Origin of the sequence: Streptomyces boninensis, from assembly GCF_048572725.1 — a bacterium.
Lineage (GTDB): Bacteria > Actinomycetota > Actinomycetes > Streptomycetales > Streptomycetaceae > Streptomyces > Streptomyces boninensis.
Genome location: NZ_CP183837.1, coordinates 9,522,696 through 9,548,617, shown reverse-complemented (window position 1 = coordinate 9,548,617; position 25,922 = coordinate 9,522,696). Strand labels below are relative to the sequence as shown.

Sequence of the window (25,922 nt, the reverse complement as noted above, 5' to 3'; positions counted from 1 at the left end):
GCGGGTGGGTGCGAAACGCTTTCATGGGGAGCAGAGCCAGGGGCCCGGCCACGTTGGGCGCGGCGCTGCGGTCCCCCCGTACCGTGCGGCGCGCGAACGAGGTCCGCGAGACGGCGGATACGGCCCCTGGCTCGACGGCGTCTCGCGCGGGAAAACCGCTGGACACGCGCCTGCCTTGGTCTAGACAATGTCGCGAACATGCCGAAGACAGCCGCGACACGACGACGGGCCGACGCGTCGGACTCCGCCCCCGGGGCCCTGTGGTCCCGCAACTTCCTGCTCTTCTTCACGGCCCGCGCCGTCGCCAAGCTCGGCGACATGATGCTGCCCGTCGCGCTCGCGGCGGGGCTCGTCGCGCACGGCTACGGGGCGAGCGCCGTGGGCGGGGCGCTGGCCGCCTTTACCGCGTGCTTCGCCGGTTTCGTGATCTTCGGCGGGGTGATCGCGGACCGGTTCAACCCGCAGCGGCTGATGATCGGCGCGGATGTGGTGCGGATCGGCACGCAGTCGCTGATGGCGGTGATGTTCTTCACCGGGCGGGTCGCGCTGTGGGAGGTGTGCGCGATCGGCGCGGTCAACGGCATCGCGGCGGCCGTCTTCCAGCCGGGCGTGGCCACCACGATTCCGCGGATAGCGGCCGACGTGCAGGGGGCGAACGGGTCGATACGGGTCGCCGAGGCGACGATGACCCTCGCGGGTCCGGTGCTCGCGGGCATGCTGGTCGGCTTCGCCTCGGTGGGGACGGTGTTCGTCGCGCACGCGGGCACGTATCTGGCGAGCGCCGTGTGCCTGCTCCTGCTGCGGCTCGGGCCCATGCTGCGGGAGCAGCCGGCTCAGCCGTCCACTTTTCGGGCGGATCTTGTGGAGGGGTGGCGGGAATTCCGGTCCCGCACGTGGATGTGGGGCGTCATCGTCATCTGGTGCAGCCACATGCTCCTCGCCTGGGGGCCGACGATTCCGCTGGTGGCCACCGATGTCGTGCAGGAGCATGGCGCGGGGGCGTACGGACTGATCAACTCGGCGCTCGGCGCCGGCATGATCGTCGGCGGGCTGCTCGGGATGCGGCTGCGGCCGCGGCATCCGCTGCGCGCGGGCGGGTTCGCGATCGCCGGGATGGCCTTGCAGGCGCTGGCGGTCGGGCTCGGGATGCCGGTGCCGTGGATCGCGGCCGCGATGGTGGTGACGGGGGCGGGCAACGCCTTCTGGGGCGTGATGTGGACGACGAGCGTGCTGACGCAGGTGCCGGCGCCGGTGCTGAGCCGCATCCATGCGTACGAGGTCGCCGGGTCTGTCGCGATGCTGCCGGTCGGGCAGGCGCTCGCCGGGCCCGCGGCGGGGCTGTTCGGCGTACGGGAGGTGCTGCTCGCCAATGCGGTGATGGCGGTGGTCACGTCGGTGGCGCTGGTGTCGGTGCGGGCGATCCGCAATCTGGAGCGGGTGCCGCAGTCGGCCGGATGACCGCGGCGGTCGCCGGACGGTGGAGCGCTGTCCGGAGGACGCGGAGCGGTAGCTGTCAGCGCTCGGTGCCGGGGCGGGTCAGGTCTGCGAGGCGGTTCCGGAGGTGGGTGAGGCGGGCGATTTCGGCGTCGAGGGTGGCGATGCGGTCGGTGACGATGCCGGTGGACTCGGGGGTGGGGGCCGAGGCGCAGCTCGGGGGTGGGTACTGGGTGACCTTGTGGAGGGTGGTGGCGCGGGCGCGCAGGTCGGCGATGGTGAGGCCGTCGGCGAGCAGGTCGCGGATGACGCGGATGCGGGCGACGTCGGCGGCCGCGTACTCGCGCTGGCCCGTCGCGCTGCGGGCGGGCGGTGGGAGCAGCCCGCGCTGCTCGTAGAGGCGCAGTGCCCTGGGGGTCGCACCCGTCGCCGCCGCCGCGTCGCCGATCCGCATCCCGTCGCTACACCTCCACCACCAGCGCCCCGAACGGGCGCCCCGCCATCACCTCCTCCAACGCGGCCGGGGCGGCATTGATGCCCGGCACGGCCGTGTACGGGAAGCGAATCTCGCCGGCGCGCAGCCACGCGCCGAAGCGCCGGCGCCATTCGCCCTCGACGGCGGGCAGGTCCGTGGCGCTGAAGCCGCGGATGGTGAGGCCCTTGATGACGATGCGGAAGGAGTCCAGCTCTACCGGTGCGTCCGCGCCGCCGCGGGCCGCGTCGAGCTGTCCGGAGGCCGCGCCGACCAGTGCGAAGCGGGCATCCTGGCGGGCGGCGCGGAGGGCGGTGGCCAGGAGCGGGCCGCCGGTGGTGTCGAGCAGGATGTCGATGCCTTGGGGCGCGGCTCCGGTGAGCTGGGCGTCGAGGTCGGGCTGGTCGCGGCGGATGATCGCGTCGTAACCGGCTTCCGTGGTCAGCCGGTTGGCCTTGGCCGCCGAACCGGTCACGCCGATGACCCGGCCGGCGCCCAGGAGTCTGGCGATCTGCCCGGCGAGCGTGCCGACGGCGCCGCCCGCGCCGGTGACGAGAACGACGTCGTCGTTGCGTACGGGCGCGAGCCGGGTGAGGGAGGCGTACGGAGCGGCGCCCTGGGCCAGGTGCGCCACCGGGTCCGGCAGCGTGTCGTCGAGGACGGTGCAGGCGGACTCGGGCAGCAGGGCGTACTCGCGCCAGCCGAGGAAGTGCGTGACCGCGGTGCCGGGGTGCAGCCGGCTTCCCGGGCCGGCGGCGGCGACTTCGCCGACGGCGGTGCCGAGGAGCGGGTCGCCGGGCTTCAGCGCGGGCAGCGGTACGTCGTCTCCGGCCGCGCCGCTGATCAGGGTGCGGAGGCCGGGGAAGACGAGGAAGTGGGTGTTGCGGACGAGTACTTCGCCGGGTCCTGGCTGCGGCACCGGGGTCTCGGTGATGGTGAGCTCGGCGGCGGTGGGCAGGCCGCGTGGTGCGGTGGCGAGGCGTACCTCACGGGCGGTGCGGGGCAGGGCGACGGGCATGCGGATTCCTCCTCGGAGCCCGGGTGTTCGGGCGCCGGGACGCTAACGCCTGACCCGCGGGTCAGGGTCAAGCCGCGGGGACGATCGGCGGGCGGTCAGCGGGTGGAGAAGGCGTCCCCCTGTGGATATCGTCGGCATATCGAAATCTGCATACGGGCCCGCAACGGGTCGCCGTCTTGACTCGGACGCATGTCCCTCCATGCACCGGCACGAACAGTCCAGCCGATCAGCGCGGCCGAGCACCTGGCGTTCGTACGGAGACAGCGCTCGGTCAGCTTTCTGCAGACGCCGGCGTGGGGCCGGGTCAAGACCGAGTGGCGCAGTGAGTCCCTCGGCTGGTTCGACGGCGGGCGGCTGGTCGGAGCCGGGCTTGTACTGCACCGGCCGGTGCCGCGGATGGAGCGCTACACGCTGGCCTATCTGCCCGAGGGGCCGGTCATCGACTGGGCCGGGGAGCTGGACGCATGGCTCGACCCACTCGCCGCCTACCTCAAGGCACACGGCGCGTTCGCGATCCGGCTCGGCCCGCCGGTGCGTACGGACACCTGGAGCGCCGGCCAGGTCAAGGAGGGCATCGCCGATCCGGCCATCCGGGTGCTCACCGAGGTCGGCCGGCAGTGGGCCGACCCGGTCGGCGCCCGCGTGACCGGCGGGCTGAAGGACGCCGGCTGGCTGCCGCAGAGCCCTGTGGAGGGCTTCGGGGCCGGGCATCCGCAGTTCAAGTACGAGCTGACGCTGACCGGCAAGACGGAGGACGACCTGCTGCGGGGGATGAATCAGCAGTGGCGTCGCAACATCAAGAAGGCAGAGCGGGCGGGTGTCGAGGTCACGACGGGCGGCGATCTGAAGGCGTTCCACGACCTCTACGTCCACACCGCCGAACGGGATCGCTTCACGCCCCGGCCGCTGCGCTACTTCGAGACCATGTTCGCGGAACTGGGCGCCGAGGATCCTGACCGGATCAAGCTCTACTTCGCCCGGCACCAGGGCGACTTGGTCGCCGCCACCGTCCTGGTACGGGTCGGCGCGCACGCCTGGTACTCGTACGGCGCCTCCTCGACCGAGAAGCGCGAGGTGCGCGGCTCGAACGCCTGCCAGTGGGCGATGATCCGGGACTCGCTGGCAGCCGGCTGCGATGTCTACGACCTGCGCGGCATCACTCCCACCCTGGATGCGGATGATCCGCACGTCGGGCTGATCCGGTTCAAGACCGGAACCGGAGGTCAGGCGGTGCGCTATGCCGGCGAGTGGGATCTGCCGCTGCGGCCGTTGATTTACCGGGCCTTCGACCTCTATATGAGGAGGCGGGCGCAGGCGTTGGGTGCGTAACTTATCGTCGGCATATCGAAATCGGCATACGTCCGTGCAACATCGCGCTGTGTTGACTGGAGTCATGACCTCCAGCGATCAAGAAAGCGGCGCCCAGGGCATCACCGTCTATGGGTGCGGGTTTGACGAGGCCGTGCTCTTCCGCGAGTTGGCACCGCGCTTCGGATTGGCGCCGACCATTACGGCGGCGGCCGTCACCGCGGCCAATGTTCAGCTCGCGGCCGGGAATCGGTGCATTAGCGTCGGCCACAAGACAAAGATCACGAATGCGACTCTGCTCGCGCTGAGTCAGATCGGCGTCAGGTACATCTCCACGAGGAGCATTGGCTACAACCATATCGACGTGGAGTACGCCGACAGCGTCGGGATCGCCGTCGAGAATGTGGCCTACTCCCCCGACAGCGTCGCCGACTTCACGTTGATGCTGATGCTGATGTCGGTACGGAACGCCAAAACCACCATCAGGCGCGCGGCGGCCCATGACTACCGCTTGAACGAGGTGCGCGGGAAGGAATTGCGCGACCTCACCATCGGGGTCATCGGGACCGGCCGCATCGGCTCCGCCGTGATCGACAGGCTGCGTGGCTTCGGCTGCCGGACGCTGGCGCATGACAGCCGGCCCAGTATCACCGCCGATTACGTCTCACTCGATGAGCTGCTGCGGCGCAGCGATATCGTCACGCTCCATACGCCGCTGACTTCCTCGACCCACCATCTGCTCAATCGGGAGCGCATGGAGCAGATGAAGGACGGCGCGTTCATCGTCAATACCGGACGCGGATCGCTTCTCGATACGGAGGCGCTTGTTTCGGCCTTGCAGAGCGGCAAGTTGGGGGGCGCGGCGCTGGACGTCCTCGAAGGTGAGGAAGGAATCTTCTACGCCGACTGCCGGAACAAGCACATCGACAGCGAAGCGCTGGTGCGACTCCAGAACATGCCGAACGTCCTCATCAGCCCCCACACCGCCTACTACACCGACCATGCCCTGAGCGACACGGTCGGGAATTCCATCGCCAACTGCCTCAAGTTCGAAAGCAGGAGTCAGCATGTCTAAGCTCAAGGTCGGGATCGTCTTCGGCGGCTCCTCGGAGGAGCACCCCATCTCCATCAAGTCCGCGCGAGAGGTGTCGAAGAACCTCGACCCCGCGAAGTACGAGCCCTTCTATATCGGGATCACCAAGAGCGGCGCCTGGCGGCTGTGCGACGGCCCCGCCGCGGGCTGGGCGAGCGACGGCAGCAGCCGTCCGGCGGTGGTGTCGCCGGACAGGGGGACGCGTGGCCTGCTGGTCCTCGACGAGGGGAAGTACGAAACGATCCCCTTGGACGTCGTGCTGCCCGTACTCCACGGCACGCTCGGCGAGGACGGTGCGGTACAGGGGCTGCTGGAGCTGTCCGGGATCCCCTACGTCGGTTGCGATGTCCAGAGTTCCGCTCTCTGCATGGACAAGTCCCTCGCGTACACCGTCGCCCGGAGCGCGGGAATCGCCACACCGCACTTCTGGACCTGCACGGCGGACGAGGATGTCGACCCGGACGGCCTCAGCTATCCCGTGTTCGTGAAGCCGGCCCGTTCCGGCTCGTCTTTCGGCGTCAGCAAAGTGACCCGGAAGGAGGAGCTTTCCAGCGCCCTTGAGGCCGCGCGGCAGTACGACTCGAAGGTGCTGATCGAGGCGGCCGTGGCCGGCAGCGAGGTCGGATGCTCAATCCTGGGGAGCGGCCAGGACTTGATTACGGGCGAGGTGGACCGGATCGCGCTGTCTCATGGCTTCTTCCGGATCCATCAGGAGGACCAGCCCGAGCGCGGTTCCGACAATTCGACTGCCATCGTGCCGGCCGACATTCCGGCGGAGTCGCGGACGCGCGTCCAGGAGACGGCACGCGCCGTTTACCGCGCCCTGGGCTGCAGTGGGCTCGCGCGGGTGGACTTGTTCCTGAAGGACGACGGCACGGTCGTCCTGAACGAAGTCAACACCTTTCCCGGCATGACCTCCTACAGCCGGTACCCGCGCATGATGGCGGCCGCCGGACTGTCGCTTGCGGACATCATCGACCGTACGGTCATGCTTGCCGTCACCGGAGGCGAACGATGAAGGATGGCTTCGTCTTCGTGGACGAGCTCGCACCCGGCATCCGCTGGGACGCCAAATACGCCACCTGGGACAACTTCACCGGCAAACCGGTCGACGGCTATCTGGCCAATCGGATCGTCGGCACCCGCGCCCTGTGCGTCGCCCTGGAGGATGCCCGCCAGAAGGCCGAATACCTTGGCTTCGGACTGCTGCTGTGGGACGGCTATCGGCCGCAGCAGGCCGTGGACTGCTTCCTGCGGTGGGCCGAGCAGCCGGAGGACGGGCGGACGAAGCCGCGGCACTATCCGAATATCGAGCGGCCCGAGATGTTCGAGAAGGGATACGTCGCGGTCAAGTCGGGCCACAGCCGCGGCAGCACCGTGGACGTAACGCTCTATCACCTGGGCAGCGGCGAACTGGCCGCCATGGGCGGCGGCCACGACCTGATGGACACCATCTCTCATCACGGGGCAAAGGAGATCTCCCAGGGCGAAGCCCGGAACCGGCATCTCCTCTACTCCATCATGCTGTCCGCCGGTTTCACCGCCTACGCCTGCGAATGGTGGCATTACACGCTCAAGGACGAGCCCTACCCGGACACCTATTTCGACTTCCCCATCAAGTAATTTCCCATCAAGTAGTCGTGACCGTCTTCGCCGCGATCCGGCGCTCGTCCGGCCAGCGGACGTCGCGCGCCCAGCCGAGTCGCTCGAAGACGCGGATCATGCGGGCGCTGGTGTCGATCTGGCCGCGGAGGACGCCGTGCCGGGCTGATGTGGGGTCGGCGTGGTGGAGGTTGTGCCAGGACTCGCCGCCGGAGAGGAGGCAGAGCCACCAGACGTTGCCTGAGCGGTCGCGGGCCTTGAAGGGGCGCTCGCCTGTCATGTGGCAGATGGAGTTGATGGACCACGTGACGTGGTGGAGCAGGCCGATGCGGACCAGGCCCGCCCAGAAGAACGCCGACCACGCCGCACCCGCGTCCCAGGCCCCCGCTCCCCACAGGCCGCCCGCGACGGCGGGGGCGCCGAAGGAGAAGAGGGCGATGAGGGGCTGCCACTGCTGGATGCGTACGAGGTCGCGGTCGGCCAGGAGGTCGGGGACGTAACGCTGCTGATTGGTCTTCTCGTTGTTGAAGGTCCAGCCGACATGCGCCCACAGCATGCCCTTGGCGAGGGCCGGGATGGAGTGGCCGAAGCGCCAGGGTGAGTGCGGGTCGCCGGGCTTGTCGGAGAACTGGTGGTGGCGGCGGTGGTCGGCGGCCCAGGTGATGACGTCGCCCTCGATCGCCATGGTGCCGGCGACGGCGAGGCTGATCTTCAGCGGGCGGTTCGCCTTGAAGGCGCCGTGGGTGAAGAGGCGGTGGTAGCCGATGGTGATGCCGTGCCCGGCGATCAGGTACATCACCGCGCCGATCACCAGGTCGTGCCAGGTCACTCCCCAGCCCCAGAGGACGACGATGGAGGCGATCACGGCGACGAAGGGGATGCCGACGAAGATGCTGACGACGACGCGGTCGGCCGTGCCCATCCGGTCGCCCCAATAGTCGTTCGGCCCGTCGTTCGGCCCGTCGTTCCGCCCCGCGGATGGCGCTGTCGGTCCGGTCTCTGCCGCAGTCATGGCTGACGCTCCTGTCGTCGGGTGTGGGGGCCTGTGGTGTGGGCGGGCTGCTGGGTCAGCTCCCGTCCAGGTCGCGGGCGAGGTGCGCGGCGAGCACGTCGACCGCCGGGGGATCGAGCAGGGCGAGGTGGTGGGTCGGGAGGTCGTGGACGGTGAGGTCCCGGCAGTACGCGTCCCAGCCGAGGGCGGCGTCGGTGCGTTCGTAGCGCGGGTCCTGGACCGTGTGCGGGGCGACTTCGGTGGCCCGGTAGAGCAGGGTGCGGCCGTCGTACGGGCGTGGGCTGTGCCGCTCGCCGCTGCGCAGGTCGAGGTAGGAGGTGCGCTGGTGTTCCAGGATCGGGCCGGGCAGGTCCACGGCCTGTTCCAGGGTCTTCATGACGAGCTCGACCTGCTCGTCGTCGGAGAGAGCGGCCAGTTCCGCGTACGGGAGGGTGAGCGGGCTGCCGTAGGCGCGCTCGACGTAGTCGGCGAAGGCGGCGAATCGGTGCATGGGGCCGTCGGCCGGGGTGAAGTCCTCGGCGGGGAGCGGGAGGACGGAGTCGATGAGGACCAGGGCCGCTACGGTGCCGTGCTCGCTGAGCGTGCGGGCTGTCTCCTGCGCGAGCAGGCCGCCGTACGACCAGCCGCCGATCACCCACGGGCCTTCCGGGTGGGTGGTGCGGATGAGGTCGGCGTAGGCGGCTGCCCGTTCCGGTACGTCGCGCAGGTCGGGCAGGCGCTCAAGGCCGTAGCAGGGGCGGTCCGCGCCGATGCGGGCGACGAGCGGGCGGTAGACGGACGAGGACCCGCCGGCCGGGTGCGCGAGGAAGAGCGGCGGGCGGGTGCCGCCGGCGCGCAGCTGGCGTATGGGCTCCGCGTCCGCCGCTTCGAGGGCCGGGCGGAGGCGGGCGGCTATGGCCGCGATGGTGATCGGCTCGGGTGGGGTGGGGCTGTCTGGAGTGAGGTCGTCTGACGTGACCGGCAGGCCCGCGCGTTCGGAGAGTTCGGCGGCGAAGCGGCGGAGGAGCGCCGGTGGGTGTTCCGCGAGGCGGAGGTCTTCCTCGGCGCCGGGGGCTTCGCCGCCGGCGACGTGGTGCCAGGCGTGGGCGACGAGTCGTTCGGCTGCGTCGCGGGGCAGCACGCGGGCGGGGGGCGGGGTTCCGGCGGGCTGGGCGGGGCCGTTGGCGGCATCGGTGTCCTTGGCCGCCGCCGGACGCGCCGCGCCAGCGGCTCCCGCCTCCGCCGCATCCCCGTCCGGGTCCGCGAGCACGGCCGCCACGTCGGCCAGGGTGCCCTGCCGCAGCAGCACCTTCGGGTCGACCTTCGCACCGAATTCGTCCAGCACGGCCGCCCCGATGCGCGCTGCCATCAGGGAGTCGAGGCCGAGGTCGGTGAGGGGGGTGGCGGGGTCGATGCTGTCGGCCTGGTAGCCCATGACGGCGGCTACGCGGGTGCGGAGGCGGTCGAGGGTGGTGACCGGGGTGGGAGTGCCGTGGCCGTTGGCGGGGACGGGGGTGGGTGGTTGCGGCGGGTCGTCGGTGGCCCAGTAGCGGCGGCGGTGCCAGCGCGGCAGCGGCAGGTCGGTGATGCGGCCTTCGGGGTGGAGGGTGCGGGGGTCGATGCGGGTGCCGGACAGGATGAGGGTGGCGAGGCTGGAGCGGAAGGCGAAGGCGTCGTCGCCGCCGCGGCGCAGGGTGGGCAGCACGAGGCTGTCCTCTCCTGCTCCTGCGGCGGTCAGGGTTTCGGCCAGCGGGTGCAGTTGGGTGGGGTGCGGGGAGATCTCGACGAAGCGGCGGTGGCCGTCCTCGGCGGCCGCGGTGACGGCCTGGGCGAAGCGGACCGGGCGGCGGAGGTTCGCGGCCCAGTAGGCGGCGTCGAACGGGCCGACGGCGCGCGGGTCTTCGCGGACGGTGGTGTAGAAGCCGCAGATCGGTGTCGTGTGCGGGATGTCGCCGAGCTCGGCGGTGAGCGGCGCGAGGAGCGGGTCGATCTGCGGGGAGTGCCCGGCGCCCTTGGTGGGCAGCGCGCGGGCGAGGCCGCCTTCCTCGGTGATGTGCGAGATCAGTGCTTCGATTTCGTCCGCTGCTCCGGTTACGACGCACTGCTCCGGTGACGCGTGCACTGCGACGTGAACGCTGCTCTCCTCCGAGAGCAGCGCTCTCACTTGGGGCTCGGAGCGGCCGACCACGGCCATCGCCCCGCCCTCCAGCCCGTCGAGCAAACGAGAGCGGGCGCCCACAATGAGGGCACCGCTCTCGGGCGAGAGCACCCCGGCGGCGACGGCGGCGGCGATCTCGCCCATCGAGTGCCCGATGACGGCGGCCGGTTCCACCCCGTACGAACGCCACAGGGCGGCGAGCGCGACCTGGATCCCGTACAAGACCGGCTGCACCACCGACGGCGCGGTGAGATCCGCCTCCGGATCGAGGTGGTCGCGCAGCGACAGACCGGCGTGGCGGCGCAGCAGCGGCTCCAGCCGGTCGAGTTCGGCCGCGAAGGCGGGCTCGTCCTGGAGCAGGCTGCGGGCCATGCCCGGCCACTGCGAGCCGTAGCCGGAGAACACCCACACCGGGCCGCTCCCCTGCGGCACCCGCCCCGCCGTCGCCGTCAGCACCGCCGGGTGCGGGCGGCTCTCGGCGAGGTGGGTGAAGGCCTCGGCGAGTTCGGCCGGGTCGCGGGTGACGACGGCGGCGCCGTGGCGGCCGCGCCCGGTGCGGCCCGAGAGGGTGCGGGCTACATCGTGCGGGCGGGTTCTGCGCAGCGGCCCGGGTTCGGCGAGCCGCCGGCCGAGGTCGGCGGCGTCGGCGCGCAGCCGGGCCGGGGTGGGCGCGTCGAGCAGCGCGATCGCGGGCGTACGGGAGACGGCGCGGGCGCCCCGGGCGGCGGCCGGGCCGCGCTGCGCGGGCACGCGGGCGGCGCCGCCGCGGTACTCGCTCAGCACCACATGCGCGTTGGTGCCGCCGAAGCCGAACGCCGACACCCCCGCCGTAGCCACACCCGAATACCGCGGCCATGGCTCGGAGTCGGTCACGACCCGCAGGGAGAGCGCGTCGAAGTCGATGTGCGGGCTCGGCCGGGTGAAGTGCAGGTGCGGCGGTATCTCGTCATGGTGCAGCGCCAGGACCGTCTTGATCAGCCCCGCGATGCCCGCCGCGGCCTCCAGGTGTCCGAGGTTGGACTTGGCGCAGCCGAGCAGCAGCGGCCGGTCGGCGTCCCGTCCGGGTCCCAGCACCCGGCCGAGCGCGCCCGCCTCGATGGGGTCGCCGAGCGCAGTGCCGGTGCCGTGCGCCTCGACGTAGTCCACCTCGCCGGCGCCCACTCCGGTCGCGTACGCCTCGTGCAGCAGCGCCCGCTGAGCGGCCGCATTCGGGGCGAGAAGGCCATTCGAGCGGCCGTCGGAGTTGACCGCCGTGGCGCGGATGACGGACAGGACCCGATCGCCGTCCCGCTCCGCATCGGCGAGGCGCTTGAGCACGATCACCGCGCAGCCCTCCCCTCGCACCATGCCATCGGCCGACGCGTCGAAGGCCTTGCAGCGCCCGTCGGGCGCGAGCGCGCCCGCCCGCTGGAAGCCGAGGGTGATGGCGGGCGACAGCAGCAGGTTCACGCCGCCGGCGAGTGCCGCGTCGGACTCCCCCGTGGCCAGGGACCGTACGGCGTGGTGCACCGCGACCAGCGACGACGAGCAGGCCGTGTCCAGCGCGAGCGAAGGCCCGCGCAGGTCGAGGGCGTACGAGAGGCGGTTGGCGGCGATGGACAGCGCCGCGCCCGGCGGGGTCCAGGCGTCGATACGGCCCAGTTCCGCGGTGGTGACCTGGGCGTATTCGTTGCCGCTGATGCCGACGAAGACGCCCGTACGGCTCCCGGCGAGCCGCGCGGCCGGCACCGCGGCATGGTCGAGGGCCTCGCGCGCGACCTCGAGCAGCAGCCGCTGCTGCGGGTCCATCAGCGCGGCCTCCTGCGGCGCGATGCCGAAGAATTCCGCGTCGAAGCCCGCGATGGCCTCCAGGTCGCCGAGGAAGCCGCCGTGCCTGCTGATGCCGTCGAGTTCAGCCGCGGTGGCCCCCGCGGTGAACGGTTCCCAGCGTCCTTCCGGCACCGTGCCTACGGCGTCGCCGCGCTCGCTGAGCAGCCGCCAGTACGCGTCCGGGCCTGTGGCCCCGGGCAGCCGGCAGCCGATGCCGACCACCGCGACGTCCGCGGAGGGAGTGTCGGACGTCGCGGTGGCGGCGGAAGCCGCTGCCGCGGTGGCTGCGGCGGCGGCAGGTCTCTGTCCCGGCCCGGCGGCTGCCACGTCACCCTCCGACGCCGCCAGCTCCGCCAGCGCCCGCAGCGTCGGCGCGTCCCACAGCAGCGTCGACGGCAGCGTGGCGCCCAGGAGTTCGCCGATCTCGGCGGCGAGCACCACGGCATCGCGGGAGGTGAGGCCAAGCTCGGCGAACGGGCGGTCGTCGGCGATGTCGGCGTCGGTGAGCCCGTACCACTCGGCGAGGCGGGCCCGCACGGCGGTCCGTACCAGAGACGCGGGGTCGGTGGCGGCCGTCATCGGCCGCTCCCCTCGACGGCCACGGGGCCGGCCGTCGCGCCGGCGGGCTGGGTGTAGCCGCCTTCGAGATAGCGGGCCAGGCAGGCGCTGCGGGAGATCTTGCCGCTGGAGGTGCGCGGGACGGCGCCCGGTTCGACGAGGTGCAGCCGGTAGAGACGGATGCCGTATTCGGCCGAGACGCGGGTGCGGGCGAGCCGTTCGGCGTCGGACCGCTCCCCCGGTGTGGGGTCGGCGCCGCGCCGGTGCTCGGCGACCACGACCAGGCGGCCGGTGTCAGGCTCGGAGAAGGCGGCGAGCCGGTCGGGGCGTACGAGATCGACGGCGTCCTGCACGGTCTCCTCGACGTCCTGCGGGTAGTGGTTGCGGCCGTCGACGATGATCAGGTCCTTCAGGCGGCCGGTCACCAGCAGCTGCCCGTCATGCAGCGCGCCGAGGTCGCCCGTACGCAGCCAGGGCTCGCCGCGGTCGCCGGGGATGCGCCCGGCGAAGGTCTCGGCGCAGTGGGTGGTGCGTTTCCAGTAGCCGTGGCCGATGTTCGCGCCGCGGACGCGGATCTCGCCGACCGCGCCGTCCCTCAGCAGGGCACCGGTCTCGGGGTCGGTGATGCAGACGTCCTGCAGCACCGGCTCGCCGCAGGCGACGAGTTCGGCGGTCTCCGTCTCCCCCGGCGGCGCGGGCACCAGGCGGCCGTCGCCGAGCGCGGCCCGGTCGACGGTCACCGAGCGCGGCTCCTCGCGGTACGAGTGCGAGCTGACGAGCACCGTGGCCTCGGCGAGCCCGTACGACGGGCAGTGCGCCTCGGGCCGCAGGCCGGCGTCCGCGAAGGCGTCCGCGAAGCGCTCGATCGTGGCCGTACGCACCGGCTCGCTGCCGTTGATCAGGCCGCTGACCCGGTCGAGGCGCAGCCCCTCGGTCTGCTCGGCGCCGATGCGGGTCGCGCAGTAGTCGAAGGCGAAGTTGGGCGCGGCGCTGACCGTGCCGCGGTACGCGCCGAGCAGCCACAGCCAGCGGATCGGCTGCTCCAGGAAGGCGACCGGGTCCATGAAGACGGACGGCACCGCCCCGGCCAGCGGCGTCGCGATGGACAGCACCAGGCCCATGTCGTGGAAGAACGGCAGCCAGCCGACGGTGGTGTTGCGATCCGGATGGCCGTCGAAGGCGGCCATGGCCTGGTGGGCGTTCGCGACCACATTCCCGTGGCTGATCATCACGCCCGCGGGGATACGGGTCGATCCCGAGGTGTACTGCAGATAAGCGATCTCATCCGCGTCGGGCGTACCCGCGGGTGCGAGCGGGCGGGCGTTGTCCGGCACCTTGTCGACGAGGACGAGCGGCGCGGCGGCCCCGCGGTGGCCGGTGACGAAGTCCCGTACCTGCCCCTCGGTCGCCGCGTCCGTGATCAGGCAGGCGGGCTCGCAGTCGTCCAGCACGGCGGCCAGCCGCCCGGCGTGGCCCGGCAGGTCGGGGGTGAAGAGCGGCACCGCGATGACGCGGGCGTACAGGCAGCCGAGGAAGGCGGCGACGTAGTCGAGTCCCTGCGGCAGCAGCAGCGCGGCGCGGTCGCCGGGGCGGGCGGACTCGGCGAGCACGTCGGCGACGGCCTGCGCCTTGCGGTAGAGGCGCTGCCAGGACAGCGTGCGGTAGAGCCCTGGCGAGCCCGCGTCCGGGAACTCGACGAAGGTGAACGCCCGCAGGTGACCGCGCTCTTCGGCCCACTGGGCGAGGCTGTCGGTCAGTGGCCGGTACGCGGGGGCGGCAGTGGGGGCGCTTGCGGCACCGGGGGCGGGACGGGGATGGCTGGCGGGGGACATGGCGGCTCCAACGTCGTCCTTCGAGCACTTCGGCGCGCGAGGCCTTGGCGCGTGCGGGACCTGGCGTGCAGTCAGGTTCCGCTTCTGAGCTACTCGCGGGTTAGAGGGCGGAGTGACAGTCGGTGCGGCGGTGCTTGTCAATGCGGGCACAAGGGCCGGGACCTGCACGGCAGTTAGCCTTCATGCGCACGTGAGTGAGGGAGGTGCAGGTGAGCGGCGCGCGGCAGTTCGCGGTGATGGCGATGATCGCGGTCGCCGGCTTCATCACGACGCTCGACAACACCGTCATCAACGTCGCCCTGCCGACGCTGCAGGAGGATCTCGGCCTGTCGCTGAAGGACCTGGAGTGGGTGGCTACGTCGTACGTGCTGAGCTTCGGGGCGCTGCTGCTCGTCGGCGGGCGGCTCGCGGATCTGCTCGGGCGGCGGCTGGTCATGGTCGTCGGTCTGGTGCTGTTTACGGTCACGTCGGTGATCGCCGGGTTCGCCGGCAGCGGAGCGGAGCTGATCGCGGCGCGTACGGCGCAGGGCATGGGCGCGGCGCTGGTGATCCCGGCATCGCTCGCGGTGGTGGCCGGGGATCTGCCGAAGCACCGGCGCGGGCTCGCGATCGGCGTGTGGACGGCGGCGCTCGCGGTGGCGCTGGCGCTGGGGCCGATGACCGGCGGCATCATCACCGACCACTGGGGCTGGTCCTGGGTCTTCTTCATCAACCTGCCCTTCGGCGTGGCCGCGCTGCTGCTGGCCCTCGCGGTGCCGAAGGCGCCGTCGCCGGGGAAGGGCCTGCTCAAGGTGCTGGACCTGCCGGGCGTGCTGCTGTCCACGGCGGCGCTGTACTTCCTCACGTACGCGCTGGTGGAGGGCGGCACGGACGGCTTTACGACGTCACCGGTGCCGCAGTATCTGCTGGCGGCGGCGGTCTGCACGGTGCTCTTCCTCGCGGTCGAGTCGCGCACCTTCCTGCCGCTGATCGACCCCGGCCTCTTCCGCAACCGGGCGCTGAGCGGCGGCACGATCGCGCAGATCCTGTGGGGCATCGGCATGAACGGGGTGTTCTTCTACACGGCCCTGTATCTGCAGCGCATCCTGGAGTTCTCGCCGACGAAGGCCGGTCTCGCCTTCCTGCCGCTGGCGGGTGCGCTGCTGCTGACGACGCCGCTCGCGGAGTGGCTGGCGAAGGTGGCCGGGGCGCACCGGGTGATCTCCGGCGGGCTGCTGCTCGTATCGGCCGGGCTGCTGTACGTGTCCAACGAGAAGCTCGACGCCACGTATGCCTCGCTGCAGCCGGGCCTGATCCTCATCGGCATCGGGTCGGCGCTGGCGACGCCGGTGACGGTGCGTTCGCTGGACGGCGTCCCGAAGACCCGTACGGGAATGGCTTCGGGTGTCGTAAGCGCGGCCCGCGAGGTGTCGGGTGTCTTCGGCGTGGTGCTCGTCGGCGTGGTACTGACTCGCCGGGAGCGGTCCGGCCTTGAGGCCGGGCTGATGCCGCATGAGGCGTTCTTGCGGGGTTACGACGCGGGGCTGCAGCTTGCTGCGGGGTGTGCGCTTGCGGGGGCGGTGGTCACTGCGGTGACGTTGCGTCGGTCCGGGCGGCATCGGAAGCCGGAAGTGCGGGCGGCGAACCGGCGGGCGCAGCATGTGTGAGGTGCGGTGCCGGTCGCGTGGGCGGCTGCCGGAAACGTCTGGGCCCACCCGTCCCGCCATGCGGGACGCCTGCCCCCGGGCGGCTATTCACGCAGGAAGCGGCGCACCACCTTGCCGAGTTGGTTGCGCGGGAGCGGGTCCGTACGGAAGACCACCTCGGTCGGCACCTTGAACTCCGCCAGCTGGCCCGTGCAGTGCGCGATCAGGTCCGGCTCGGTCGCCGCCGCGCCCTCCCTCAGCACCACGACCGCCGTGACCCGCTCCCCCGCCCGCTCGTCGGGGACACCGATGACGGCCACCTCCGCCACCGCCGGGTGCTCGGCCAGGACCACCTCCACCTCCGACGGATACACCGTGAACGCGGCCGTGTTGATGATGTCCCGCTTGCGGTCGATCAGCGTGACGAAGCCGTCCGGGCTCATCACCCCGACATCCCCTGTGAGCAGCCACCCGTCGCCGGGCAGCGCCCGCGCGGTGTCGTCCGGGTCGTTCCAGTAGCCCGCGAAGACCTGCGGGCCGCGGATCGCCAGCTCGCCCGCCTCGCCGTCGGGCATCGTCTGCGCGGGGTCGTCCTCCCGTACGATCCGGGCCTGAGTGCCGGGCAGCGGGACGCCTACGGTGCCGGCGCGGGCGTTGGCGTTGAGCGGGTTGGCGAGCGCCACCGGGGAGGCCTCCGTCAGGCCGTATCCCTCCACCAGCACGCAGTGTGCCGCCTCGCGGAAGCGGTCGGCGGTGTGCGGGGGCAGGCGCATGGCGCCCGAGACGCAGAACTTCAGGCTGCGCAGGGCCTCCAGCTCCCGCTCCGGCCGGTCGAGGAGCTCCTCGTACACGGGTGGGATCGCGGGCAGCAGCGTCGGGCGCCAGCGGCGGGCGGCCCGGAGCAGAAGCTTCGTGTCGGGTACGGGCAGGAGCACGCTGCGCGCGCCCGCGAGGATCGCGGCGGCGAGGCCGAAGGTGAGGCCGTAGACGTGGAAGTACGGCAGCACGGCGATGCCCGTCTCATGGCCTGGCTGCAGCTGCGGGTACCAGGCGGTGACCTGGTGGGCGTTGGCGACGAGGTTGCGGTGGGTGAGGCAGGCGCCCTTGGGGGTGCCGGTGGTGCCGCCCGTGTACTGGAGCACGGCGGTCGACGTCGAGTCGAGCGGGGGCGCGTCCCGTAGCGGCGCATGGCGGGCGACCTTGCGATACGGCACCGCGTCGGCCCCCGCGGGCAGTCCCGGCGACAGGCGCGCGCGCAGGGCCCGTACGCGCTCCGCGGGCAGGCGCACCAGCAGCCGCAGCCACCAGGGCAGCTCCTCCGCGAGACCGGTGGTCACCACATGCCGCAGCGCCGTGAACTCCCGCACCGCCGCCAGCCGCTCCCACACGCCCTCGAAGGCGACGGCGACGACCGCGCCGCAGTCGGCGAGCTGGTGGCGCAGCTCGCGCTCGGTGTAGAGCGGGTTGACGGGCACGGCCACCGCGCCGGCGCGCAGGGCGCCGAAGAACGCGACCGCGAACTGCGGGCAGTTGGGCAGCACGATCGCCACCCGGTCGCCCGGCTCGACGCCGAGGCGGCGCAGCCCGGCGGCGAAGCGGTCGGCGGCGCGCCGCAGCGCGCGATAGCGGGTCCGGCGGCCGAAGAAGACGAGCGCGGTGCGGCCGCCGTGGTCGCGCGCGGCGTCGTCGAGGAGTGCGGTGAGCGGCACGTCGGGGACGGCGACGCGGTGCGGGACGCCGGCGGGGTAGAACCGCAGCCAGGGCGCCTGGCTTTCGGCGGCAGCCACGTCACTGTGCACATGACTCCTTTCCGACCGGCGCCCGCGGCCGGCACCCTGACGTCGGCACCTGACGTCCCCCGCATCGTCGCGCAGCCCGCGCGCACCCGTCTTGTCAGCGGCCCCACAGGCCGGGGGGCGCCCGTTGTCCCCCCGTTGACTATCTGGGCCGCGCGCCGCGTTCCTACTCTCCCGCAGCAGACCCGAATACGGGCCCCCGGTGCGGGGCCAGGAGAGGGGTACGCCATGGATGCCCTGGCAGAGGCCGTCGTCGCAGGAGCACCGGGAGAGACCCTCACCCGGATCCCACTGCCCGACACGTATACGGCGGCTCACCTCAGAGCCGCCGACGTGGGGCTGTTCGAGGGTGTGGAGGACAAGGACGTACGCAAGACGATCCACGTCGGCGAGGTGCCGATGCCCGAACTCGCCCCGGACGAGGCCCTGGTGGCCGTGATGGCGAGCGGCATCAACTACAACACGGTCTGGTCGGCGACCTTCGAGCCGATGCCGACCTTCGCCTACCTGAAGCACTACGCCAAGCTCGACCGCTGGTCGGCCCGGCACGACCTGCCGCACCACGTGCTCGGCTCGGACGCGGCGGGCGTGATCGTACGGACCGGGGCGGGGGTGCGCCGCTGGAAGGCGGGCGACGAGGTCACGGTTGCCACCGCGTATGTGGACGACGAGGACCCGGCCACCCACTGGGACGGCATGCTCGGCGACACTCAGCGGGCCTGGGGCTTCGAGACGAACTTCGGCGGGCTCGCGCACTATGCGGTCGTGCGGGCCAATCAGCTGCTGCCCAAGGCGCCGCACCTGACCTGGGAGGAGGCGGCGGCGAACCCGCTGTGCGCGGGGACGGCGTACCGGATGCTTGTCAGTGAGCGCGGCGCCCGCTTCAAGCAGGGTGATGTGGTGCTGATCTGGGGTGCGGCGGGCGGTCTTGGCGCGTATGCGGCGCAGTTCGTGCGCAATGGCGGCGGGATCGCGGTCGGCGTCGTGGGCGCGCCGGAGAAGGCTGAGCGCGCCAAGGCGATGGGTTGTCATGTCGTACTCAATAGGCAGCAGTTGGGGCTCACGGGTGACGAGCCGCCCGACCCGGCCGTCGCCGGCAAGCGCCTCGGGAAGCTGATCCGCGGCGCCGTCGGCGAGGATCCGCACATCGTCTTCGAGCACGTCGGCCGGGCCACCTTCGGCATCTCCGTCTTCGTGGTGCGGCGCGGCGGCACGGTCGTCACCTGCGGCTCGTCGACCGGCTACCGGCACGAGTACGACAACCGCTACCTGTGGATGCGGCTGAAGAGGGTCATCGGCAGCCACGGCGCGAACCTGCAGGAGCAGTGGGAGACCAACCGGCTGATCGGCCTCGGGCATGTGCGGCCCGCGCTGTCGGTCACCTACCCGCTGTCCGAGGCGGCCGAGGCGTCCCGCCTCGTGCAGATCAACCGGCACATCGGCAAGGTCGGCGTCCTCGGCCTCGCCCCGCGACCGGGACTCGGCGTCTCCGACGAGGCCCGGCGCGCAGAGCTCGGCGGCGATGCGATTGCGCCGCTGCTGGTGCGCGATTAGGCGCACTCCCCCACCCTCGCCCTAGGAGCAACGCCACGTGAAACACCGCACCGCTTTACGCAAACGCCTGACCGTCTCGCTCGCCGCCGCGGCGCTGCTCGGCGCCGGACTCAGCGTGCCCGCGCTGACCGCCGGGGCCGATGAGACGCGAGCGGCGGGCTGCGCCGCCACCGACGCGCAGATCTACACGCCGCCCGGCAGCGCGCCCGCCACCCCCGGCAGCGTGATCGCCTGCCGCGAGACGAAGCTTCCGGAAGTTCCCGGCAACATCGCCATGAAGGCCTGGAAGGTCCAGTACAGCTCCAGCGACGACCAGGGCAAGCCGGTCGCGGTCTCGGGCACCGTCGCCGTACCGGCCAAGGAGTGGACCGGCGGCGGCCCGCGCCCGGTGATCGCCTTCAATCCGGGCACGCTGGGGCTCGGCCCGCAATGCGCCTTCTCCAAGCAGCTGGCGGGCGCCTACCAGGACGAGTACGAGGGCGACAACATCGCCGCCGCGCTCAAGGCCGGCTATGCCGTGGCCGCCACCGACGGCGCCGGCTATCTGAACGGCCAGACCCACCCGTACGTCTCCGGCCTCGACGCCGGTCACGCGCTCCTGGACATCGCGCGGGCGGCGCCCGCCGTGCCGGGCAGCGGGCTCGGGAAGGATGCCCAGGTCGGGCTGTGGGGCTACTCCGAGGGCGGGCAGGCGAGCCTGTGGGCCGCGCAGCTCGCGGGCGCGTACGCCCCAGGGCTCAAGGTCGCGGGGGTCGCGTCCGGCGGGGTCCCCGGTGACCTGAAGGTGGTCGCGAAGGCCCTGAACGGCGGCCCCTTCGCGGGCTTCGCCGCCGACGCCGTCATCGGGCTGGCCGCCTCGCATCCGGCGATGCCCTTCGACTCGCTGATGAACGACCAGGGCAAGGAGGCCATCAAGAAGGCCAAGTCGCTGTGCCTGGCCGGGACCATCGCACAGTTCGCCTTCAACAAGATCGACAACTTCACGAAGGACAAGCTCACCCTCGACCAGCTCTACGCACTCAAGGGCACCGACGGCAAGACGTGGGGCCAGGTGGTCGACGAGCAGAAACTGGGCGTGAACATCGGTCCGGCCGGGTCGGGCGCCAAGCATCAGCTGGCCTTCCCGACCTTCCAGTACCGGGGCCTGCTCGAGGAGGTCATCCCCACCGAGACCGAGGACGCGACGCGGCAGGCGTACTGCAAGGCGGGCATCCCGGTGAAGTGGAAGACGTATCCCGGCGAGCACCTGACGACCGACAACCAGGCGATCGGGGACGCGATCAGCTTCTTCGGCGCACGCTTCCAGGGAAAGCCGTCCGAAAACGACTGCTGAGCGATTTCTGACAGACCGTCAGGTCAGGGCCCCTTCTTGTCACGGGCGTGACAAGAAGGGGCCCTCCGCTTTTGCCGTCGCTACAACGACTCGCACCCGTGTGCGGCGTTACGGTTTCGTCACGCCCAAGATCTAGCGGCGCGGAAGGAGCGAAACAGCGTGAGCGTCAAAGAGCTGCCAGTGCGCGAGGCCTTCGCCCGGATGCCCCCGGATGTCGCCAACACCCTGCGCCCGTACCTGTCGCTGATCTCCGAGGACGTGGTCACGGAGATCCAGCACGAGGTCCCGGAGTACGCCCGCCCGGACGACCCCACCTACATGGCCAATCTGCGCACCGGCGTCGAGCAGGCCCTCGCCCTGTTCCTCGACCGCATCGGCCGCCCCGCCGCCGGCGCGGCCGCGGTCACCGAGACGTACGCGGCGATCGGCCGCGGCGAGGCGTACGAGGGGCGCACCCTGGACGCCTTCCAGAGCGCGCTGCGACTCGGCGCCCGGGTGGCGGTACGCCGCTTCAACGAGGTCGCGGACGTCTCCGCGCTGCCGGATTACGCGCCCGCGGTGCTGGTCGAGGCCGTGTTCGTGCACCTCGACCAGATCGCCGCTGCTGCCACCGCCGGTTACGCGGAGGCGCAGCTGCACGCCGCCGGTGAGCTGCAGCGCCGCCGCGACCGGCTCGTCGAGATGGTCACCGCGCAGCCGCCGGCGCCCGAGGAGGCCGTGGTCGATCTCGCGCACGCCGCCCGCTGGCCGGTGCCCGCGACCCTCGCGGTGATCGTGGTGGACCGGCCGCCGGAGGGGCCCGCGCCGCGGCCGCTGCTGCCGCCGGAGTTCCTGACCCGCTTCGACGCCTGGCCCGGGCGCATCGTCGTACCCGACCCGGACGGGCCCGGCCGGGCGCGCGACATCGAGCAGGCGCTGCGCGGGCACCGGGCCGCGCTCGGGCCGACGGTGCCGCTGACCGACGGCGGGCGGTCGCTGCGATGGGCGACGGCCGCGTTAGGGCTGGCGCGGCGCGGCATCCTGCCGGACGACAAGGTGGTGCGGTGCGCCGACCACCTGTCCGTACTGCTGCTCTTCCAGGACGAGGCGATGGCCGACGCGCTCGGCGACGAGCTCCTCGACCCGCTCAGACAGATCCGCAGCCCGCACCGCGAGCGCCTCGCCGAGACGCTGCTGTGCTGGCTGCAGTGCGGCCGCAACGCGAGCGAGGTGGCCGCCGTGCTCGGCATCCATCCGCAGACCGCGCGCTACCGGCTCAGACAGCTCGACGAACTCTTCGGATCCCTGCTGCAGGACGCCGACGCCCGCTTCGAACTGGAGCTGGTGCTGCGCGTCCGGCAGCTTCGTCTTTCCGCGGCCTGAAAGGAGCTTTCCGGCCAGGATCCCGGCGGCCACGTGCGGACCAACGCGGCTACCCCTCCCCCGCCGCCAACTCCTCCGCGAAGTGACACGCCGCCGCCCGCCCCGGCCGCAGCTCGCGCAGCACCGGCACCTCCGTCTCACACCGCTCCCGGCCCTCCCGGTGCCGCGGCCCGATCGGGCACCGCGGGTGGAAGCGGCAGCCGGCCGGCGGGTCGAGCGGGCTCGGCAAATCCCCGGTCAGGGCCGGTCGGCGCTCCTCGCGCCGCTCCGCCGTGGCGGCGTCCGGCTCCGGTACGGAGTCGATGAGGCTGCGGGTGTACGGGTGCAGCGGCGCGTCCACGACCGGGACCGCCGGGCCGGTCTCGACCGCCGTGCCCAGGTACATGACCGCGACCCGGTCGCTGAAGTACCGCACCAGGGACACATCGTGCGAGATGAAGACATAGGCGAGGCCGCGCTCGGCCTGCAGCTCGTCGAGGAGGTTCACCACCTGCGCCTGCAGCGATACGTCCAGCGCCGACACCGGCTCGTCGCAGATGATCACCTCCGGGTCGACGGCCAGCGCCCGCGCGATGCAGATCCGCTGCAGCTGCCCGCCGGAGAACTGCCGGGGCCGCCGCTCCAGCACATCCGCCGGCAGCCCCACCGCCTCCAGCAGCTCGACGCACCGCTTCCGCCGCGCCTCGCGGTCCGGCTCGATGCCGTGCACGATCATCGGCTCCTCGATCAACTGCCGAATGGTCTTGCGCGGATTGAGGGAGGCCTGCGGGTCCTGGAAGATCATCTGGACGGTGCGGCGGAAGTCGCCCAGACGCCTGCCGGAAAGCCCCGAGACCTCCCGGCCGGCGGCCTGCACCGTGCCCGACGTCGGCTCGTCGGCGCGGATCAGCAGCCGGGCAAGCGACGACTTGCCGCAGCCGCTCTCCCCGACGATGCCGAGCGTCTCCCCCGGCGCGACCGACACGGTGACCCCGTCCACGGCCCGTACGACACCTGCGCCCGAGCGGCTGAACAGGCGGGCACGGACGCGGTGGTGCTTGGTCAGGTCGCCCCCGCCGAGCGCCACGTCCGCGCCTGAGCCGTCGCCGTCCCTGTCCCTGTCGCCGTCGCGCAGCTCCGGGCGGACCGCGCGCGGCGGCAGCTCGGCGGCTTCCGCGGCCGGAGTCGCGCCGGTCGGGACGGGGTTCCAGCACGCCGCCTCCGCACCCTCGGGGCCCATCGGCGCCAGCGCCGGGTCGGCCGTCGCGCACCGGTCGACCGCGCGCGGGCAGCGCGGGCGGAAGGCGCAGCCGAGGGCCGGGTGCGCCGGGTCGGGCGGGCCGCCGTCGATGACGGGCAGACGGCGGTCGAGGCGGGATGACATGCTCGGGACGGATTCGATCAGGGCGCGGGTGTACGGATGCCGGGCCTCGGTGAAGACCTCGGGGACGCGGGCGCGTTCCACCACCCGGCCCGCGTACATCACCGCGACCTCGTCGCACAGCTCGGCGACGACGCCGAAGTTGTGGGTGACCAGGACGACCGCGGTGCCGTACTCGCGGTTCAGGCGGGCGAAGACCTGCAGGATCTGCGCCTGGACGGTGACGTCGAGGGCGGTCGTCGGCTCGTCCGCGACCAGCACCTCCGGGTCGCCGCACATGGCGAGCGCGATCATCATGCGCTGCCGCATGCCGCCGGAGAAGGCGAACGGGTAGTCGTGGTAGCGGCGTTCAGGGGCCGGGATGCCGACGACGCGCATCAGCTCCAGGGCGCGGTCGCGCGCCTGCTGCCGGTCCAGGCCGGGGCGCTTGGCGTGCAGGGTCTCCTCCAGCTGGGCGCCGACCTTCATCACCGGGTCGAGGGAGTTCATCGGGTCCTGGAAGACCATGGAGATGCGGCCGCCGCGCAGCTCAGCCCGCTCGGCCTCGCTCATCGCGAAGACGTCCTGCCCATGGAAGGTGACGGTCCCCGACTCGCGCGTCCCGGGGTCGCGGATCTCCCCCAGCATGGCGAGCGCGGTGACGGACTTCCCCGACCCGGACTCCCCCACCACGGCGAGGGTCTGCCCGGCGCGTACGTCCAGATTGACGCCGCGGACGGCGTGCAGCCGGCCTGCCGGGGTGGTGAAGGTGACGTTGAGGTCGCTGACCTGCAGCACGGGTGTGGTCATCGGGCGGCCAGCTTTCGGTTCAGGGCGTCGGCGAGGAGCGTGAAGCACAGCACCAGCGCGGAGATCACGACCAGCGGACCGATGGCGTAGAACGGCGACGACGTCAGGAAGGTGAGGCTGGAGCTGAGCAGCCCGCCGAGCGACGAGTCGGGCGGCCGCACGCCGAGCCCGAGGAAGCTGAGGCCGCCCTCGATGAAGACGGCGGTGGCGCAGGCGAGGGAGGTCTGGACGAGGACGACGTCGAAGCAGTTGGGGAGGATGTGGCGCAGGTAGAGCCGCCAGGTGCGGACCCCGGTGACCTTCGCGGCGAGCACGTAGTCGCGACCGGACTGCGAGCGTACGGCGCCGCGCAGCACCCGCCCGATCGTGGGCGCGGCGGCGACCGCGACGGTGGTGATGACCGCGGCGAGCCCGGCGCCGAGGAGGGCGGCGAAGGCGATGCCCATGATGAGCGCGGGAAAGGAGAGGACGACGTCGAAGAGCCGCTGCGTGGGCGTGTCCGTCCAGCGCCCCGCGGAGGAGAACAGCCCGAGCAGCCCGCCCGCGACGAGGGCGAGGGGCACCGCGGCGGCGATGACGAGCAGGCTCACCCGGATCCCGGCGAGGAGGCGGGCGAGCAGGTCGCGCCCCAGTTCGTCGGTGCCGAGGGGGTGCGCCCAGGTGGGTGGGTCGAGGGCGGTGGCGGAGGCGAGTTCGTTCGGCCCGTACGGCAGGAAGGGCGGCAGGATCAGGGCGGCCAGGAGCAGCAGCACGAGCACGCCCGCGCTGCCGCCGATCGCCGGGGTGCGCAGGAGGTCGCGCAGCCCGGAGGTGCGCTTGCTCGCCTCGGTGGCCGGGGCCGCGGGCTCCGGCAGCCGGACGTCTTCCGTCAGCTCACTCATGTCCGCTCCCGCACGCGTGGGTCGATGACCGCGTAGACGACGTCGCTCAGCAGCTGCAGCGCGATGAAGACGGTCACGGCGAGCAGCAGCAGCGCTTGGACGAGGGGGTAGTCGCGGGCGCTCGCCGCCGTGACCAGGGTCTGGCCGAGGCCCGGCCAGGCGAAGATGGACTCGACGATGACGGCGCCGCCGAGCAGGTGCCCGATCTGGATGCCTAGCACGGTGACGACGGGGCCGACGGCGTTCGGCAGCCCGTGCCGCAGGACCAGGCGCTTCGCCGACAGGCCGCGCATCCGCGACGCGAAGTAGTGCTCCTCGTGGAAGACCCGCTGCAGTGAGGCGGTGAGGAAGCGGGCCAGCACGGCGGCCGCGGGCAGCGCCAGGCAGATCGAGGGCAGCAGCAGGAACTGGACGCCCGCCACCGGGTCGTCGAACACCGAGACATAGCCGCCGGGTGGCAGCAGCCGCAGGCCGACCGAGAAGACGAGCACCAGGATCACGCCGGTGACGTACGGCGGCACGGACAGCATGACGACGTTGATCCCGTTGAGGAGGGTCCGTACCCGGCCCGTACGGGCGAGCGCCTGGGCGAGGCCGAGCGGGAAGGCGAGGAGGACGGCGAGCAGGAGCGCGCAGACGGTGAGGGTGCCGGTGTTGCCGAGGCCGCGCATCACCAGGTCCGAGACCGGGACCTTGCTGACGAAGGACGTCGCGAAGTCGCCCCGGAGCGCGTCACCGAGCCAGGAGAAGTACTGGACCGTGAGCGACCGGTCGAGCCCCATCTCATGCCGGACTCCCGCGATCACCTCGGGTCCGGCGTCCGGCCCGGCGACGGTGGCGGCCGGGTCGCCCGGGGCGAGCCGCAGCACGGCGAAGACCGGGATGGTGGCGAGCAGCAGCACGATCACCGCGGAGGGCAGCCTGCGCAGCACGTAGCGGAGCATGCG

Annotated in this window: 18 protein-coding genes; 9 read left to right on the top strand and 9 right to left on the bottom strand. The window is 72.1% G+C overall.

What is annotated here, in order from left to right; translation table 11 throughout:
- The first annotated feature begins 198 nt into the window (after window positions 1-198).
- Window positions 199-1,458 (top strand): MFS transporter, encoded by a 1,260-nt coding sequence (locus ACNNMR_RS42885; protein ID WP_420000187.1) that lies wholly within the window; start codon window positions 199-201, stop codon window positions 1,456-1,458.
- A gap of 55 nt (window positions 1,459-1,513) precedes the next feature.
- Here ACNNMR_RS42885 and ACNNMR_RS42880 read toward each other — a convergent pair whose 3' ends face one another.
- Together ACNNMR_RS42880 and ACNNMR_RS42875 are read right to left on the bottom strand one after the other, a co-directional pair.
- Complete coding sequence (locus ACNNMR_RS42880) at window positions 1,514-1,888, bottom strand: MerR family transcriptional regulator (protein WP_420000186.1); 375 nt, start codon at window positions 1,886-1,888, stop codon at window positions 1,514-1,516.
- A 7-nt stretch (window positions 1,889-1,895) separates the two neighbouring features.
- Window positions 1,896-2,924: an MDR family NADP-dependent oxidoreductase gene (locus ACNNMR_RS42875; RefSeq protein ID WP_420000185.1), complete on the bottom strand. Its 1,029-nt coding sequence runs from the start codon at window positions 2,922-2,924 to the stop codon at window positions 1,896-1,898.
- A 189-nt stretch (window positions 2,925-3,113) separates the two neighbouring features.
- Here ACNNMR_RS42875 and ACNNMR_RS42870 point away from each other — a divergent pair, with 189 nt between their 5' ends.
- The 4 genes from ACNNMR_RS42870 (at window position 3,114) to vanX (ending at window position 6,948) form a co-directional block, all read left to right on the top strand.
- On the top strand, window positions 3,114-4,253 hold the full coding sequence (locus ACNNMR_RS42870) for a lipid II:glycine glycyltransferase FemX (protein ID WP_420000184.1): 1,140 nt from the start codon (window positions 3,114-3,116) through the stop codon (window positions 4,251-4,253).
- Between the two features lie 64 nt (window positions 4,254-4,317).
- Entirely contained in the window at window positions 4,318-5,307 is a 990-nt protein-coding gene (gene vanH, locus ACNNMR_RS42865) for a D-lactate dehydrogenase VanH (protein WP_420000183.1), read from the top strand.
- On the top strand, window positions 5,300-6,343 hold the full coding sequence (vanA, locus tag ACNNMR_RS42860; RefSeq protein WP_420000182.1) for a D-alanine--(R)-lactate ligase: 1,044 nt from the start codon (window positions 5,300-5,302) through the stop codon (window positions 6,341-6,343). Before vanH ends, vanA begins: the two co-directional genes overlap by 8 nt.
- Entirely contained in the window at window positions 6,340-6,948 is a 609-nt protein-coding gene (vanX, locus tag ACNNMR_RS42855; protein WP_420000181.1) for a D-Ala-D-Ala dipeptidase VanX, read from the top strand. Before vanA ends, vanX begins: the two co-directional genes overlap by 4 nt.
- Window positions 6,949-6,955: 7 nt before the next feature.
- Here vanX and ACNNMR_RS42850 read toward each other — a convergent pair whose 3' ends face one another.
- From ACNNMR_RS42850 to ACNNMR_RS42840, 3 genes are read right to left on the bottom strand one after another with little or no spacing between them, the layout of a single operon-like run.
- Window positions 6,956-7,939 (bottom strand): acyl-CoA desaturase, encoded by a 984-nt coding sequence (locus ACNNMR_RS42850; RefSeq protein WP_420000180.1) that lies wholly within the window; start codon window positions 7,937-7,939, stop codon window positions 6,956-6,958.
- A gap of 55 nt (window positions 7,940-7,994) precedes the next feature.
- Entirely contained in the window at window positions 7,995-12,464 is a 4,470-nt protein-coding gene (locus tag ACNNMR_RS42845) for a beta-ketoacyl synthase N-terminal-like domain-containing protein (protein ID WP_420000179.1), read from the bottom strand.
- Window positions 12,461-14,275: a fatty acyl-AMP ligase gene (locus ACNNMR_RS42840; RefSeq protein WP_420000178.1), complete on the bottom strand. Its 1,815-nt coding sequence runs from the start codon at window positions 14,273-14,275 to the stop codon at window positions 12,461-12,463. Before ACNNMR_RS42840 ends, ACNNMR_RS42845 begins: the two co-directional genes overlap by 4 nt.
- 209 nt (window positions 14,276-14,484) lie before the next feature.
- Between ACNNMR_RS42840 and ACNNMR_RS42835 the strand changes: the two genes are divergently transcribed.
- Window positions 14,485-15,921, top strand: coding sequence for an MFS transporter (locus ACNNMR_RS42835; RefSeq protein ID WP_420000177.1), 1,437 nt, complete (start codon window positions 14,485-14,487; stop codon window positions 15,919-15,921).
- 83 nt (window positions 15,922-16,004) lie between these two features.
- On the opposite strand, the gene ACNNMR_RS42830 is transcribed toward ACNNMR_RS42835, so the two are convergent.
- Window positions 16,005-17,699 carry an AMP-binding protein gene (locus ACNNMR_RS42830; RefSeq protein ID WP_420000176.1) on the bottom strand — a complete coding sequence of 565 codons (1,695 nt, stop codon included), beginning with the start codon at window positions 17,697-17,699 and terminating at the stop codon, window positions 16,005-16,007.
- A 225-nt stretch (window positions 17,700-17,924) separates the two neighbouring features.
- Here ACNNMR_RS42830 and ccrA point away from each other — a divergent pair, with 225 nt between their 5' ends.
- From ccrA to ACNNMR_RS42815, 3 genes are all read left to right on the top strand, one after another.
- Window positions 17,925-19,250, top strand: a complete 1,326-nt coding sequence (gene ccrA / locus ACNNMR_RS42825) for a crotonyl-CoA carboxylase/reductase (RefSeq protein ID WP_420000175.1) — start codon at window positions 17,925-17,927, stop codon at window positions 19,248-19,250.
- A gap of 37 nt (window positions 19,251-19,287) precedes the next feature.
- Window positions 19,288-20,583: a lipase family protein gene (locus ACNNMR_RS42820; protein ID WP_420000174.1), complete on the top strand. Its 1,296-nt coding sequence runs from the start codon at window positions 19,288-19,290 to the stop codon at window positions 20,581-20,583.
- 159 nt (window positions 20,584-20,742) lie between these two features.
- Entirely contained in the window at window positions 20,743-21,945 is a 1,203-nt protein-coding gene (locus tag ACNNMR_RS42815) for a PucR family transcriptional regulator (RefSeq protein WP_420000173.1), read from the top strand.
- 49 nt (window positions 21,946-21,994) lie between these two features.
- Here the strand turns inward: ACNNMR_RS42815 and ACNNMR_RS42810 are convergent, their stop codons facing one another.
- The 3 genes from ACNNMR_RS42810 to ACNNMR_RS42800 are packed head-to-tail and all read right to left on the bottom strand — an operon-like array spanning window position 21,995 to window position 25,919.
- Window positions 21,995-24,094: a dipeptide ABC transporter ATP-binding protein gene (locus ACNNMR_RS42810; protein ID WP_420000172.1), complete on the bottom strand. Its 2,100-nt coding sequence runs from the start codon at window positions 24,092-24,094 to the stop codon at window positions 21,995-21,997.
- Window positions 24,091-24,975 carry an ABC transporter permease gene (locus ACNNMR_RS42805; RefSeq protein WP_420000171.1) on the bottom strand — a complete coding sequence of 295 codons (885 nt, stop codon included), beginning with the start codon at window positions 24,973-24,975 and terminating at the stop codon, window positions 24,091-24,093. Before ACNNMR_RS42805 ends, ACNNMR_RS42810 begins: the two co-directional genes overlap by 4 nt.
- On the bottom strand, window positions 24,972-25,919 hold the full coding sequence (locus ACNNMR_RS42800; RefSeq protein WP_420000170.1) for an ABC transporter permease: 948 nt from the start codon (window positions 25,917-25,919) through the stop codon (window positions 24,972-24,974). Before ACNNMR_RS42800 ends, ACNNMR_RS42805 begins: the two co-directional genes overlap by 4 nt.
- Window positions 25,920-25,922 lie beyond the last annotated feature (3 nt).